Consider the following 14,963-nt stretch of genomic DNA (forward strand, 5'->3'; position numbering starts at 1 on the left):
TCCGGCGCGAAATGCTCGCGTATCTCCCCCGGCACTCAATAGACTGTGCCGCATGTTCGCCGTTGCCGTCGTCACCTTCATGCTCGTGCTCGGTGCGCTCATCGACATCATCCTGAGGCAAGACGGCCAGGTGAAGCATCTGCCGAAGACGATGTGGATCATGATCGTCATCTTCCTTCCGCTGATCGGCTGCATCCTCTGGTTCACGATCGGGCGCGAGTATGCCACGCCCATCGACCGCGGCGGCTTCGGTGACCCTCGCCGACGCGAAACGCCCCGCCCGAATGCTGACGAACCCGTGCGCAGAAACGGCAAGACCACCGAAGACGAACTCGCTGAGCTCGATCGGGAAATCGAGTTCTACAACAAGCAAGCTCAGCTGCGCCGGCTGCAGGGCGAACTCGACGAACCGCCCCGCGTGTCGGACTGATGCCGCCGCCGACCCCGATCAGACTGCGACGCGAAGCCTGGGGCTTTGCGCTCGGTTCCTTCTTCTTTCTCATCGGCGCCGTTCCGTTCTATGCCGTCGCCGTCGGTCCCGCGATCACCAACCTCACCTTCTTCATCGGGGCCCTGTGGTTTACCGCCGCCGCCTTCATCCAACTCAGCTTGAGTGGCAGGCGTCCGCCGCACCGGTCAATGAACCGACCAGACGCGTTCGACTGGTGGGGCTCGGCCATCCAGTTTCTGGGCACCCTCTTCTTCAACCTGAGCACCACCGAAGCCCTCATCACCGCGCTGAACAGCGACACACGGGTCAACAGCGGCTGGGCGCCGGATGCCGTCGGCTCGGCCTGCTTTCTGGTCGCGAGCGCCTTCGCCGTGGTCGCGACGACCGAGCGGGACACGCTGTGGGATCCGAGCGCACGCACCTGGCGGTGCACCTGGCTGAACATGTTCGGGTCGGTCTTCTTCGGCCTGTCAGCGATCGGCGCGTACGTGCTTCCGGCGACCGGCGACCTGGTCAGCCTGTTCTGGGCGAATCTCGGAACGTTCCTCGGTGCCGCGTGCTTCCTGACCGCGGCACTGTTGAGTCGCCGCGGTATCGAGCCGGTGAGCCGGCGAGTGCCTCAGCCGAGCTGATACCGAGGCCAGCCCACAGCACGACTCGGCGCCGGCACGACCGCTAGGCCGCGGCATCCTCATCGTCGGCATCCTCTGCCTCGTCGACGCTCCCCCGCGTGACTGCGGCAATCTGCTCGTAGAGCTCCTCGTAGCGCAGGATCACGTTCTGGGCGTCGTGCTCCTGGGCCTTCCCGAATGCCGCGCGGCGCATCCGTTCGTCGGCTTCCTCATCGTTTCGAAGAATCGATTCGATCGCCCGTGCGAATTCCTCGGCGTTCTGCGGTTCGACGAGATGACCGTTCTCGCCATGCTCGATCAAGTGCGGCAGCGCCATCGCGTCGGCGAGCACGACCGGGGTGCCGCAGGCCATCGCCTCGAGGGTTGCGATGCTTTGCAGCTCGGCGGTCGAAGCCATCACGAACACCGAGGCCTGCTCGTGGAGCTCGATCAGTCGTTCGTCACTGACCCGGCCGTGGAAGACCACGCGGTCTTCAATTCCCAGCTCCCGCGCGCAGGCCTGCAAACGTGAATGTGCGGTTCCGCCGCCGACGAGGTCGAGTCCGTCGCTGAGTTCGCGCGGAACCATCGAGTACGCGGTCAGAAGCGTGTCGATGTTCTTCTCGGGGTCGAGGCGACCGACGTAGACCACGCGGTTTCCGGCGGGGCGCTCGAATCGCGGGGTGAAGCGCTCTAGGTCGATGCCGCAGGACAACGGGATGACGGTTCCGACGCTCGTGTTCTCGGTGAGGTAGCGCGCGGCGATCGGGGTCGGGCTCGTGACGGTGTCGGCCAGGGTGAGCACCGAATCGGCGAGGTTCCAGCCGATCTGGGCGAGGCGGGGTTTCAACACTTCGGGAAAACCGCTGACGTCGACGATGTTGTCGGGCATCACATGGTTGGTGGCCATGAGCGGCAGCTCCCGGGCGTGGGCTTCCCGAGCGAGGCCGCGACCGATGTTGATGAACGACTGGACGTGAACCACATCGGGTGTGACCTCGTCGAGGATGCGTCCGGCCGCTGCGCGCACCCGCCACGGAGGCACGAAACGAAGCCAGTCGTGCGACGGCCAGCGCACGCTGCCGAGTCGGTGCACGCTGATCGGCTGCCCGTCGATGAGTTCGATCCCCGTCGCGGAACGGGTGCTGGTCGCCGGTGCGACGACGTGGACGTCGTGGCCGCGCTTCGAGAGTCGCACGGCGAGATCACGGGTGAATCGTGCTGCACCGTTGACGTCGGGGATGAAGGTGTCAGCACCGATCAAAATCCGCAGACGATTGGTGCTGAGGTCAGACAATGGGTGGCCTCTGAGTTGACAAGAGCGTCGCCCTTTCCGGGGTGCATGGCGTTCAAGAAGACTGAGGTGCCGACGGTATGCGTTCCCCCCGCGTCGATGCCCCCCATTCGGAGGCAACCATTGCAGATCTCGAATGACCAGTCGGCAGCCGTTATATTACCGGTTCTCGGCAACCGTCGGACGCCGGCGCCCGCTTCCTGCGATTTCCCTTTCACGTTCTCATCAGCGCCGCACGGGCACCATCGTGTGTACGTTCTCGGCGCGGTGTCTCCCGCTGGGCGCCGGGTAGAGGGCGCGCCAGCGGGGATACACCGCGCCAGAGTGGGGCAGGAGGGCGGAAGCAGCGCCCGGGTCAGCGTCAAAGCACCGGCAAGACCTGCTCCCTCACCTGCTTGCGCAAAATCTTGCCCAGCATCGAACGCGGAGTATCGGTGATCGGCACGATCCGCTTCGGGATTTTGTAGGCCGCCAGGTGGTCGCGGCAATGCGCGCGCAAGGCTTCCTCGTCGAACGTGCTTCCGGGTTCGAGCTCGACCGCCGCGACGACCATCTCACCGCCGCGCTCCAGCGGCTTGCCGAACACCGCGGCATCCTTCACCGCGGGGTGCAGACGCAGCACACCCTCGACCTCCGAGGGCGACACGTTGAAGCCGCCCGTGATGATCAGCTCCTTGGCGCGGTCGACGATGGTCGTGAAACCGTCGGCGTCGACGGTGACGATGTCGCCGGTGCGCAGCCAGCCGTCGGCCGTGAGCACCTTGGCTGTCTCTTCGGGATTGTTCAGGTAACCGCCGAAGACCTGCGGTCCCTTGATCAGCAACTCCCCCGGCTCCCCCTGCGGCACCTCGTGCGTCGGGTCATCGAGATCGACGACCTTCATCAGGGTCGACGGGAACGGCACGCCGATCGTGCCGGTGCGCCGGGTCGGGTGGAATGGGTTGCCGAGCGCGACCGGCGACGACTCGGTCATCCCGTAGCCCTCGACGAGCAGCCCGCCCGACATCGATTCCCACAGCTCAACCACGTGGTCAGGCAGGTTCATCGCACCCGAGATGCAGTACTTGCACGAGCGCAGTGACACCCCCTTCTCCTTGGCCGCCAGCGCCGTGCGCTCATAGATCGGCGGCACGGCGCAGTACACCGTAGCCGGCGACTTCTTCATCGCGTCGAGGATCAGGCCGGGCTCGAACTTCGGAAACAGCACGAGCAGACCTTGCTTGCGGATGCCGAAGGTCAGGTAAAGCGTCATACCGAACGCATGGAACATGGGCAAGATCGCGTAGAAGATCTCCTTGCGGTACTCGGCGCCGTGCATCCACGCCTCGCCTTGCAACGCGTTGGAATACAGGTTGAAGTGGGTGAGCATCGCGCCCTTCGGGCGGCCGGTCGTACCCGAGGTGTACTGGATCGCGGCCAAGTCGTCGACCGAGGGGCGCGGATGCTCCGGGTCGATCGGTCCGTGACTGAGCAAGTCTTTCCAGGGGATGGTCCCGGGTGCCGCACCGGTCAACGCCTCGCGTGATTCGCGCAGACTCTTCACCGGCAGGTACAGCGCGAATCGCTTGACCGCGGGAAAGGCCTGCAGCAGGTTGACGGAGACGACGTGGTCGATTTCGATGTCGGCCGGAAAATCGTGGACCGCCGCAGCCGACTTGTCCCAGGCGATCACCACGCGGGCCTGGTGGTCCTCGAACTGGTGACGCAGTTCCCGCGAGGTGTAGAGCGGGTTGTGCTCGACGACGACGGCGCCGAGGCGCAGGATCGCGTAGAACGCGACGACGTGCTGTGGGCAGTTCGGCAGGATGAGGGCGACGCGGTCGCCCGCGCGCACCCCGAGCTGTCGCAGCCCTTCGGCGGCGCGGTCGATCTGCTCGCCGAGCTCGGTGTAGCTCGTGCGGCGGCCGAAGAATTCGAGGGCGGGAGCCTCGCCCGCCTCGGCGACCGAGCGTTCGAGCATCGCCACGAGCGACTCGGTCGGAAGCTCGATCTTGGCCGGTACTCCCGGCTGATAGTTCGTGACCCAGGGCTGCTGCTCAGTGTTCGCCATGAGTCAATCTTCCCCCGAACCCGGCGCTCTGGCGTGCGGAATCCCGGTGGGCGTGCGCCCTCTCGCACGCCCAGCGGGATTCGCCACGCCCAGATTGGAAGCCAGGGCTCTCCTACGAGCGCTCAAACACCGTCTGACCGCCCACCACGGTCAGCATCACCTGGGCACCGAGGAGACTCTCCTCCCCCTGCTCGAACGGGTTCGTGTCGAGCACGATGAAATCGGCGAGCATTCCAGTGGCCAGGCTTCCGCGATTGAGCTCGTCGCCGCACGAGTAGGCGGCGTCGATGGTGGCGTGCCGCAGTGCGTCCTCGAGGGAGACCTTCATCGACGGCACATTCGCCAGCAGGCTCGGCACCAAGGCGGACCGCCGCGTCGCGGCGATGAACATATTGGGCAGCGCTTCGTGCGGGGCCGTCGGAGCGTCGGTTCCAAACGCCACCCGGGCACCGGCATCCGTCATCTCCGGCCACGGGAACCCGCGATCCACCCGCCCGTCTCCGAGCATCGCGCGCCAGTTCTCTTGCACGGCTGGGTCGGCATGCACCGGTTGCATGGATGCGACGACACCGAGTTGCGCGAGCCGCGTCACGTTCTCGGCCAGCACAGTTTCCAGGTGCTCGATGCGGTGCCGCCGGGGCCGCGGCCCGTTCACGATCTGGGCCTGTTCGAATGCGGTGAGCGCGTTGTCGGATGCCAGGTCGCCGATGGCATGCACGGCGATCTGAAGCCCGGCGGCATCCGCGGCGGTGATGACATCGATGAGCGAGTCCAGGTCCCAGATCGGGTCGGGGCGCGACCCGTCGCGGAACGGGTCGACCATCGCCGCGGTGCACGCGTCGATGACGCCGTCGACCATGAGTTTGATTCCGGCCAGGCGAAACCAGGGGCCGGTGATCGTGCGCGCCAGTCCGGCGGCGTGCTCGATCTCGGCCAGGCCGAGCGCCCGGTCCTCGAACAACGAGACGCGCCAGTGCCCGACCACGCGCAGCGGGAGTCGACCGCCGTGACGCACGATCGCGCGTTCCATGGCGGCGACGGAGTCAGCATCCATCGCCATGTCGATGGCTCCGGTCACCCCGGCTTCGGCGTACGCCGCGAAGGTGGCATCGATCGCCACATCGCGCTCCTCATCGGAGGTCAACGCCGCGAGCCCCGCCCAGGCGATGCCCAACGCCGCCATTTCATAGAGCATCCCGTCGGGCTCGCCGTCACTGTTGCGGCTGATCGTGCCGCCGATGGGGTCTGGCGTGTCACGGCTCACGCCGAGTTCGGCGAGCGCCGCGCTGTTCAGCCAAATGGAATGGAGGTCGTTGGCGTCCAGGTAGACGGGGATGTCTGACACCGCCTCGTCGAGCATGGCCCGCGTCGGCGTTCCATTGGGAATCACGTTGAAGAGCCAGCTGCGGCCGAACAGTCGCTTCGCCCCCGGGTTGGCGGCCCGGGCGGCACGCAGACGCGCCTGGATGTCTGCCACGTCGACGGCATCCATCAGGTCGACTTTTTGGAGTGACTGCCCCATCATCAGCAGATGCGTGTGCGCGTCGATGAACCCGGGCATGACCATCCGCCCGCCGAGGTCGACCACGGTCGGAGCGGTACCGGCCAGACGGCGGGCAGTTGCCTCATCACCGACCCAGGCGAGACGGTCGTCCTGCACGACAAACGACTCGGCCCAGCCGGTGTCGTGGGCGGTGAAGATTCGGCCATTGGTGTACAGGGTTGTGGTGGGTGGCGTCATGGGTTTTCGTTTTCGTTTCTCTCACAGTGGTGGCGGGGAGTAGGTCGGGCGTCGTCGACGCCGGGGGTATTAGGCCGTTGAGCTGGCGAGCAAGTTGAGTTCGAGGCTCGCGGTATGGAGCGCCTGGCGCTTTTCGATGCGGCTCGAGAGTCGTGCAATGGAGACGAGCGGAACACACAGCGCGAACGAGATACACCCCAGGATGATGCCCAGCCCGTTGTAGCCGAAGAGATCGGCCAGCGACGCTCCGATCACCGGCGCGAAGCTGGAGCCGACGAGGTAGGTTCCGAGCAACGGCCCCGACCAGCGGCCGGCGGCATCGAGTGCTGCGGCAGTGGCGACGATGTACATGAACGCCGTGGCATAAATGGTGTTCCAGACGATGATGAGGCCGGCATAGAGCACGGGGTCTGTCGCGTAGGCCGCCCAGATCTTGAGGGCACCGCCGAGCACGAGCATGATGCCGAGCGGCAACGCACGACCGCCCTTCGCCCCCACGAAGATGAGCGCGATGGCAACGACAAGCCCGCCCGCCGTCGACGCACTCAGCACCAGTCCGAGGTTCTGTTCGGTGAAGCCGGCATGGTCGGCGCCCATCGCCCCGGCCATCGCCCAGAGAGAGTCTTCGGCCACGGCCCAGAGGGCAAAACTGACGAGCAGAATGAACCCGGCGATCGTCACGCGACGATCGCTGGTGGGCTTGCCTGGCACGCGAGCCGAGGGAGCCGGCTCTATCGCTGCGCCGACCACCGGAGTCGACACCGCTGCTGCCGTCGACAGCGGCAGCCAGCGCACGGTGAAGAACGCGGCGAGCGCCAGCAGGGCAAGAATTCCGAATGCGCTCTGCATCACGATTCCGAACAGGGGAATCAGCGCAAGCACGACGGTGACCAACACTCGGTTGGTCAGCCCGCTGAAACCGGATGCCCGGTTCGGGTTGCGCAGTGCGGCCAACGCCGCACCGGCAGACGAGACCGCGCCACCCGCACCGAGCCCACCCACGATGACTCCGGCGATCGCCAGCGGTGCGATCGGTACGACCGCCGCCGCGCCGAAGCCCAGGAAGGCGATAAACAAACCGATCCGGGCGATGAGCTGCCGCTGTGTTCCCGCCGCCCAGCGCGCTGTGATCAAAGCGGTCAGAGCGGTCGAGAGAAGGCTGGCGGTCATGACGGTCCCCGCCTGCGTCACCGTCAGGCCGAGCTGGTCGGACAGCGCAATCATCATCAGCGGCACGAGGTTCGCCGTCATGAATCCGACGACTCCGATGCCGAAGATCGCGACTCCCTTGCGGAGCGTCAGAGCGACCCGACCGTCAACACCCGGAGCAGCCGAAGCAGTGCCGTGCTCGGAGGCATCTGCGGTCAGGTCGGCAGTTTCACGTGTTTCAGTCATTCTTCTCCATTGAAAACGAGTGCACGGGGTCGGTCATCAAGCTAACCGAATGGTATTCGGTTACCTTACGAGAAAGGTCGGCAGTTCCACAACCTTTTTCTTGGGCGCCGATAGGGTGAACTGAGCGTGACGCTCTCCCTTCCTGCAACGCCGACCTTGGAGTGCACGTGGCTCGCCCTCTCTCGCCGAAGCTCTCGCTCGATCTCATCGCCGAAGAGGCCCTCGCCTTGATTGACTCCGGACAACCATTTGGAGTGAATGCTCTGGCCCGTCGGCTCGGCGTCACCCCGTCATCGCTGTACAGCCACGTCAGCGGGCGCGACGAGATCGTTGAACTCGTGCGCGCCAGGATGATTCCAGACGTGGGGATGCACCCCGATCCCACCCTTCCCTGGGACGAAGCCCTCCAAGCAACGCTGTGGGCTCAGCGTCGTATGTACGCCTCTCACCCCCACGCGATCCTGCTCCTCGTCGAACTCACCATCACCTCTCCCGATGTCGTTGCCTTCTACGCGCGGCTCGCCGATCTACTCACCGACGCCGGCTTCCCCGAGTCCGATGTGCTTCCCATCATCGAAATGCTCGACGCTCTGGCCATCGGATTCGGAATCGATCAGGCTTCGCCGAGCGCTATCTGGCAGACGAGCGATACCTCGAGTAGATTCGGCCGACTACTCGCCACCGCCGAACACGGAGACGACAGATCCGACCACGCGTTTGAACTCGCCCTTGCACTCCTCATCGACGCCCTGCGCAGACGGCTCGAAGGCATCCACTAGGAGCAGTGGATGCCTTCGGTGCGCCGGATCGGCGGCGCGATTGCGAGCAGTTTCGAGTGGCTCAGGCGAGGATTCGTGCCTTCTGAGCTTCGAACTCCGCGTCGCTGAGCACTCCGGAGTCGCGGAGCGCCGCGAGCTGCGTGAGCTGGGCGATGGGATCTGCCGGGGCAGCTGCAGGAGGTGCAGCGGGGGGTGCGGGAGGCTGTGCGGCCTGCGCATCCGCCACGCCTTGCTGGTACCCGGCTTCACTCGCTTCGGCATTAGCGGTATTGGCTTTGTTCGCTGCATGCGCTCCCACGGCAGCGGCGGTGCCGGCGACCACGGTCGTGCGTACCGCCATGCGGGCGAGCGGGCGTCTTCTCAACATGTCTGACTCCTCTTTCTATGTTCTCTGGCTACTCTGCCGACGGCAGGCCGTCAAGTGCTGCGCTGATGATTTCGTGCGGGATGCGTGCCCCCTCGAGCAGGATTCCGCCCGAGTTGCGCAGCGATTCGGCGAACGGTGCGGCCCACACGTCTTCCCAGATGAGCAAGGCTGCCGACGAGTTGGCTTCCAGTCGCTCTGCCGCGTGTTCGATGTCCTCCGGGCTGATCAGTCCACCCACGTCGGCGTCGACGTCGGCGAATCCCGGCATGTCCTCGACCTCGAACGAGACGGTGTCGCCGTTCGCGTCCTTCCCGATGAAGATGAGGTCAAGAATGCGGATCTTTCCGGATTCGACGAGCGCAATCAGCTCGGGAGCGATCGCACCGTGGAACTCGTTGCCGGGAAAGCCGACGACGATGTATTCAACAGGTCCAATGGTCATGTCGTTTGTTCTCTCTCTCCTTGATCGATACCGATGTCGATACCGGTTGCTACTGGATGGCGGTTGCCACCCGCATCCGCTCTTCTGCGCTGATCAGATGGTCTTGGCTGTCGGTTCCGGTCTGTAGCTCGACCCAGTTCACGACGCCGGTGAAGTGAACTTCGGCCTCGGTGTCTTCACTGACCGAGGTTCCGGTGTCGAGGCCGACGTCGAGAGTTTCGTCGCCGGAGTAGATCATCGGAATCGTCGCGCCGATCCGGCCACTCCCCACACTTTCTCCGTCGATGAAGAGCGTCGCCGTTCCGCCTTTGGCGAGGCCGCCACCGTCATACGCGAACTCCATGCGCACCTGGTGAGTTCCCTCCGGCACCTCCGTATTGCCCTCGACGTAGAACCGCTGCAGGCCCGCCAGGTTCATGCAGTACTTGGGCGTGCCGGCATTCAGGTAGAGACTCCAGCCGGCGAACGCGCCGCCCTGCGCGATGATGACACCGTTCGCTCCCCCGGCCGGCACCTCGATCTCGGCCGTGACCGAATGGGACTTGTTCTTGAGGTTCAACACCGAGTTCTCACTGAGCCTCGACATGCCGCCGTAGAGAAGTTGGGTCGACCCCTTCACCAGCTGCGGGCGACCGGCGATGTCCGAGTTGAAGCGTTCGATGCGTCGGTCGTCCAGCGGCAGCACGTTGTATTTCACGGCCTCGATCAGCCACAGTCGCTTCAGCTCCTCCAGCTTCTGCGGATGCTCGGCGGCCAGGTCATGAGACTGCGACCAGTCGACCGTGGTGTCGTATAGTTCCCAGACATCGTCGTCGAGCGCCGGGAGCACCGCACCGAACAGCCACGGGGTGCTGTGCCGGGTGACCGCCGTCCAGCCCTTGTGATAAATCGCCCGGTTGCAGGCCATCTCGAAGTACTGGGTTTCACGGGTTTCCGGCGCCTCGGCGTCGTCGAACGACGAGGCCATCGACACCCCGTGGTACGGCATCTGCTGGATGCCGTTGACGAAGGTCGGCTCAGGAATGCCCGCGACATCGAGGATGGTCGAACCGACGTCGATGACGTGGTGGAACTGGCTGCGTACCTCCCCCTGGGCGTCGATTCCCTTCGGCCAGTGAACGATCGTGCCGTTACGGGTGCCCCCGAAGTGCGAGGCCACCTGCTTGGTCCACTGATAAGGCGTGTTCATGGCGAGCGCCCAGCCCACCGCATAGTGGTTGTAGGAGGCGGGAGTGCCGAACGCGTCGATGCGTGCCGCCATGAACTCCTCGGTCTCCATGGCCGCGAGCCCATTGAGCGAGATGATCTCGTTGAACGTGCCGTTCGGTGTTCCTTCGGCACTCGCTCCGTTGTCGCCGATGATGTAGTAGATCAGCGTCTCGTCGAGGATTCCCAGGTCTTCGAGAGAGTCGATCACGCGTCCGATCTGGGCGTCGGTGTGCTCCAGGAACCCGGCGTAGACCTCCATCTGCCGCGCCAACACCTGCTTCATTCCGTCTGACAGCGAATCCCAGGCCGCGATCTCATCGGGCCGAGCGGTTAGGTCCGTTCCCTCCGGCACCACTCCTGCCGCAATCTGTCGGGCCAGGGTCTCCTCGCGCAGGACATCCCAGCCCTGGTCGAACTGCCCCTTGTATTTGTCACTCCACTCGGGAGCAACGTGGTGCGGGGCATGTGTGGCGCCGGGTGCGTAATATATGAAGAACGGCTTGTCCGGCATCAGCGACTTGTGCTGGTGCATCCAGTGCACCGCGTGGTCGGTCAGATCGTCGGTGAGGTGATAGCCCTCCTCCGGAGTCTTCGACGGCTCGATCGGGGAAGTTCCCTCATAGAGCGCCGGATACCACTGGTTGGTCTCACCGCCGATGAACCCGTAGAAGTAGTCGAAGCCGCTTCCGGTGGGCCACTGCTGGAACGGCCCGGCCGGGCTCGTTTCCCAGACCGGAACCTCGTGGCATTTGCCGAACTGCGCGGTTGCGTAGCCGTTCAGATTGAGAGTCTGGGCCAGAGGTGCTGCGGTGTCGGGACGCACCGAGTTGTAGCCGGGAGCCGAGGTGGCGATCTCGGTGATGCCGCCCATCCCGACTGCGTGGTGGTTGCGCCCGGTCAGAAGTGCTTGACGTGTCGGCGAGCAGAGTGCCGTGGTGTGGAACCGGTTGTAACGAAGCCCGCGCTCGGCCAGCCGTTCGGCGTTCGGGGTCTGACAGGGGCCGCCGAAGACGGATGCTGCGCCAAAGCCGCAGTCGTCGATCAAGATCACGACAACGTTGGGGGCCCCCTCCGGAGCCTGAACCGCCGCGATGGGATCGAACTTGGTGTCCGGATCCTTCGCGTCGTAAGTGATCAGCCCGACATGGGCGCGATGCGGTATCGGCAGATTGGAGCGGGACATCGTCGCCACAGGGGTTCCTCCCTTTTGTGCCGCCGGAAGCGGCCAGCCGACGCGTTCCTTGATGCTCGCCAGACGCGTCACTCGACATATTCCCCCATGGCGGGTCGAGATTTCTAACCCCCATCGGGTGAATTGGCCCGAGGCGCAGGAGGATGTCCCCCGCACAGCGGTCACAACGGGGCGTCGACCCATTCATGGCCCGCCGCCTCGAGCGCCGAACCCCCGGCCGTCACTCCGGCGACGATGGCCGCCAGTCGCGTGGCATCGTCGTCGGCAATCCGCAGTACCGCGTCGCGCCCATAATCGGTGCCCAGAACAAGTACGCCGCGCTGGCGCAGCTCGGCCTCGATCCGGCCCGCATCCGTGTGCGAGAGCGCCAGTGTGAAGAGCTCGCGGCGTTCACGCGCGACGACTCGACCCTGGGCGTGCGCCTCGTCGATCGTCGTCAGCACGGCCTCTGAATACGCGCGCACCAGGCCACCAGCACCGAGCAGAGTGCCGCCGAAGTAGCGGCTGACCACCGCGACGCAGTCGATGAATCCGCGCCCCGCGAGCGCCTCGAGCATCGGCCGGCCGGCCGTGCCCGAAGGTTCACCGTCGTCGTTCGAGCGTCGCACCTGGGCCGGGTCGCGTGCTGAGCCGAGCACGAATGCCGAGCAGTGGTGACGGGCGTTCCAGTGTTCCTTGCGCGCCTCCTCGATGACGGCCCGCGCCGCTTCCTCGGACTCGACCCTGACCAGGCGGCAGAGAAAACGGGAACGTTTGACTTCGATCTCGGTGTCGACGCGGCTCCCGACGCCGCCGCGCACTGTGAGATCTGGCATGACCCCAGTCTCGCGCATCCGGACTTCGTAAGGGCGTCGACGTGGGGTCGCACTGCTATCGAAATGCGCGATTTTTCGATCGAAAAGGTTTCAAATCGAGGCAATTTCGGCACGAATTTCACTGAAAACGTTGTTTTGTCGCCCCGCACGCGGTATATACACACTTTCAGCGACTACCTTTAGAGGATGACGTCACCCGAAACATCCCCGCAGGGCGAGGCAGAAACTGCCCCCGTAGCGAAGCCCTTCTCCGAACTCGGGCTCTCCGACGCAGTATTGAAGGCGCTTAAAGACGTCGGCTACGAGACCCCCTCGGCCATCCAGGCCGCCACTATTCCCCCACTTCTTGACGGCCGCGATGTCGTCGGACTCGCCCAGACCGGCACCGGCAAGACGGCAGCATTCGCGCTGCCGATCCTCTCCCGCCTCGACCTGTCGCAGAAAGCCCCACAGGCCCTCGTCCTCGCACCGACCCGTGAGCTTGCCTTGCAGGTCTGCGAAGCGTTCGAGAAGTATGCCTCGCACCTCAAGGGTGTTCACGTGCTTCCCATCTACGGCGGCCAGGGCTACGGCGTTCAGCTGTCCGCGCTGCGCCGTGGAGTGCACGTTGTCGTCGGCACGCCCGGCCGCATCATGGACCACCTCGCCAAGGGCACCCTCGATCTCTCCCAGCTCAAGTACCTCGTGCTTGACGAGGCCGACGAGATGCTCAAGATGGGCTTCGCCGAGGACGTCGAGACGATCCTTGCCGACACCCCGTCCGACAAGCAGGTCGCACTGTTCTCGGCCACCATGCCGGCGCAGATCCGCCGTATCTCCAAGCAGTACCTGAACGATCCCGAAGAGATCACGGTCAAGAACAAGACCACGACCTCGTCGACCATCACGCAGCGCTACCTGATGGTGTCGTACCCGCAGAAGGTCGACGCGCTGACCCGCATCCTCGAGGTCGAGAACTTCGAGGGCATGATCGTCTTCACGCGCACCAAGAACGAGACAGAGACCCTCGCCGAGAAGCTGCGTGCGCGTGGTTACTCCGCCGCCGCGATCAACGGTGACGTTGCTCAGGTTCAGCGTGAGCGCACGGTCAACCAGCTCAAGTCAGGCAAGCTCGACATTCTGGTCGCTACGGATGTCGCCGCCCGCGGTCTCGACGTGGAGCGCATCAGCCACGTCGTCAACTACGACCTGCCCATCGACACCGAGTCGTACGTGCACCGCATCGGCCGCACCGGCCGTGCAGGCCGTACCGGCGACGCGATCAGCTTCGTCACCCCGCGCGAGCGCCGCATGCTCACCGCGATCGAGCGGGCCACGCGCCAGTCGATCACGCAGATGCAGCTGCCGAGCGTCGAAGACGTCAACGTCACGCGCCTGGCGCGCTTCGACGACGCGATCACCGCGGCGCTCAGCAGCCCCGACCAGATCGCCCAGTTCCGCGACATCGTCGGCCACTACGTCGAACACCACGACGTGCCAGAGGCCGATGTCGCTGCCGCACTCGCGATTGTCGCGCAGGGTGATACCCCGCTGCTGCTTTCGCCCGAGGATGCCCGCGCGCAGCGTTTCGAGCGCGAGAACCGCGATGACCGTGGTGACCGTGGAGATCGCGGCGACCGTTACAGCCGCGATGACCGCGGCAGCCGTGACGACCGCGGAGACCGTGGCGACCGCTACAACCGTGACGACCGCGGTGCCCGCGAACGCCCCGAACGTCGCGAGCGCACCTCGAGCGGCTCGATGGCGACCTACCGCATCGAGGTGGGCAAGCGTCACAAGGTGGAGCCGCGTCAGATCGTCGGAGCCATCGCCAACGAGGGTGGCCTAAGCCGCAACGACTTCGGTGCGATCAAGATTCAGCCTGACTTCTCGATCGTCGAACTGCCAGCCGACATGTCGAAAGATGTGCTCGCCAAGCTGGAGAACACTCGCATCAGTGGCAAGCTGATCGAGCTGCGCCCCGACAGCGGTTCAGCACGTCGTGAAGGTCCGCCGCGCGCGCCGCGTCGCGAGTACGAGGGCCGCAACTAAGCACCTCGCTTCTGACCGAGCGTGAACGGCGGTCGATGTCTCTTCGGAGCATCGGCCGCCGTTTTGTCGTTCCGTCCTACGATGAAGAGGTGAGCATCGGCCGCCGCCTCAAGCATGCCCAGATGAGAACACTCAACCTGGTGCACCACCTTGTGTTGGGCGCCACCGGCGGTCGCCTCGGTGCGACGATCGGATCGATGCCCGCCGTCGAGCTGCACACCACCGGACGCACCAGCGGAAAGCGTCGCTCAACCATGCTGACTGCGCCGATTCACGATGTCGGCCGCTACGTGCTGGTGGCCTCGATGGGTGGCGACGACCGGCATCCCGAGTGGTATCTCAACCTGGTGGCGAATCCTGACGTCGAGCTGAGCGTCAGAGGTCATACCTTGGCGATGCGGGCGCGCACCGCGACACCGGCCGAGAAGGCCGAGATGTGGCCGCGGATTGTCGAGGCCGGACCGAGCTATGCGGGCTATCAGCAGAAGACCGAGCGGGACATCCCCGTGGTCATCTGCGAATTGCGCTGGGGTGACGAGGCGACGGCCGACGAGCCGCCAGCCGACGAGCCGCCGGCCATCTAGCC

At 65.1% G+C, this 14,963-nt stretch carries 13 protein-coding genes; 5 read left to right on the plus strand and 8 right to left on the minus strand.

What is annotated here, in order from left to right; genetic code table 11:
• Positions 1-52 precede the first annotated feature (52 nt).
• Both AC1DCF_RS10055 and AC1DCF_RS10060 read left to right on the plus strand, forming a co-directional pair.
• On the plus strand, positions 53-430 hold the full coding sequence (locus AC1DCF_RS10055; RefSeq protein WP_477210872.1) for a PLD nuclease N-terminal domain-containing protein: 378 nt from the start codon (positions 53-55) through the stop codon (positions 428-430).
• Positions 430-1,083, plus strand: coding sequence for a hypothetical protein (locus tag AC1DCF_RS10060; protein WP_477210873.1), 654 nt, complete (start codon positions 430-432; stop codon positions 1,081-1,083). The genes AC1DCF_RS10055 and AC1DCF_RS10060 overlap by 1 nt, the downstream gene beginning before the upstream one ends.
• Before the next feature lie 43 nt (positions 1,084-1,126).
• Here AC1DCF_RS10060 and AC1DCF_RS10065 read toward each other — a convergent pair whose 3' ends face one another.
• The 4 genes from AC1DCF_RS10065 to AC1DCF_RS10080 all read right to left on the minus strand — a co-directional run bounded on the left by AC1DCF_RS10065 (position 1,127) and on the right by AC1DCF_RS10080 (position 7,542).
• The gene (locus AC1DCF_RS10065) at positions 1,127-2,359 is read right to left on the minus strand and encodes a glycosyltransferase (RefSeq protein ID WP_477210874.1); all 1,233 of its coding nucleotides are present in this window, start codon (positions 2,357-2,359) and stop codon (positions 1,127-1,129) included.
• Positions 2,360-2,717: 358 nt separating this feature from the next.
• Positions 2,718-4,406 (minus strand): long-chain-fatty-acid--CoA ligase, encoded by a 1,689-nt coding sequence (locus tag AC1DCF_RS10070; RefSeq protein WP_477210875.1) that lies wholly within the window; start codon positions 4,404-4,406, stop codon positions 2,718-2,720.
• Between the two features lie 112 nt (positions 4,407-4,518).
• Positions 4,519-6,147 (minus strand): amidohydrolase, encoded by a 1,629-nt coding sequence (locus tag AC1DCF_RS10075; protein ID WP_477210876.1) that lies wholly within the window; start codon positions 6,145-6,147, stop codon positions 4,519-4,521.
• A 69-nt stretch (positions 6,148-6,216) separates the two neighbouring features.
• Complete coding sequence (locus AC1DCF_RS10080) at positions 6,217-7,542, minus strand: MFS transporter (protein ID WP_477210877.1); 1,326 nt, start codon at positions 7,540-7,542, stop codon at positions 6,217-6,219.
• Between the two features lie 167 nt (positions 7,543-7,709).
• Between AC1DCF_RS10080 and AC1DCF_RS10085 the strand changes: the two genes are divergently transcribed.
• Positions 7,710-8,321, plus strand: coding sequence for a TetR/AcrR family transcriptional regulator (locus AC1DCF_RS10085; RefSeq protein ID WP_477210878.1), 612 nt, complete (start codon positions 7,710-7,712; stop codon positions 8,319-8,321).
• Between the two features lie 61 nt (positions 8,322-8,382).
• Here the strand turns inward: AC1DCF_RS10085 and AC1DCF_RS10090 are convergent, their stop codons facing one another.
• From AC1DCF_RS10090 to AC1DCF_RS10105, 4 genes are all read right to left on the minus strand, one after another.
• Entirely contained in the window at positions 8,383-8,688 is a 306-nt protein-coding gene (locus tag AC1DCF_RS10090; protein ID WP_477210879.1) for an SHOCT domain-containing protein, read from the minus strand.
• A gap of 28 nt (positions 8,689-8,716) precedes the next feature.
• The gene (locus AC1DCF_RS10095) at positions 8,717-9,130 is read right to left on the minus strand and encodes a DUF6325 family protein (RefSeq protein ID WP_441789114.1); all 414 of its coding nucleotides are present in this window, start codon (positions 9,128-9,130) and stop codon (positions 8,717-8,719) included.
• A 49-nt stretch (positions 9,131-9,179) separates the two neighbouring features.
• Complete coding sequence (locus AC1DCF_RS10100) at positions 9,180-11,522, minus strand: arylsulfatase (protein WP_477210925.1); 2,343 nt, start codon at positions 11,520-11,522, stop codon at positions 9,180-9,182.
• Between the two features lie 170 nt (positions 11,523-11,692).
• Positions 11,693-12,346, minus strand: coding sequence for an IMPACT family protein (locus AC1DCF_RS10105; RefSeq protein WP_477210880.1), 654 nt, complete (start codon positions 12,344-12,346; stop codon positions 11,693-11,695).
• A gap of 186 nt (positions 12,347-12,532) precedes the next feature.
• Here AC1DCF_RS10105 and AC1DCF_RS10110 point away from each other — a divergent pair, with 186 nt between their 5' ends.
• Together AC1DCF_RS10110 and AC1DCF_RS10115 are read left to right on the plus strand one after the other, a co-directional pair.
• The gene (locus AC1DCF_RS10110) at positions 12,533-14,377 is read left to right on the plus strand and encodes a DEAD/DEAH box helicase (RefSeq protein WP_477210881.1); all 1,845 of its coding nucleotides are present in this window, start codon (positions 12,533-12,535) and stop codon (positions 14,375-14,377) included.
• 122 nt (positions 14,378-14,499) lie between these two features.
• Positions 14,500-14,961, plus strand: a complete 462-nt coding sequence (locus AC1DCF_RS10115) for a nitroreductase family deazaflavin-dependent oxidoreductase (protein WP_477210882.1) — start codon at positions 14,500-14,502, stop codon at positions 14,959-14,961.
• The last annotated feature ends 2 nt before the right edge of the window (positions 14,962-14,963 follow it).

It is taken from the genome of Leifsonia sp. 10L418 (genome assembly GCF_056395445.1).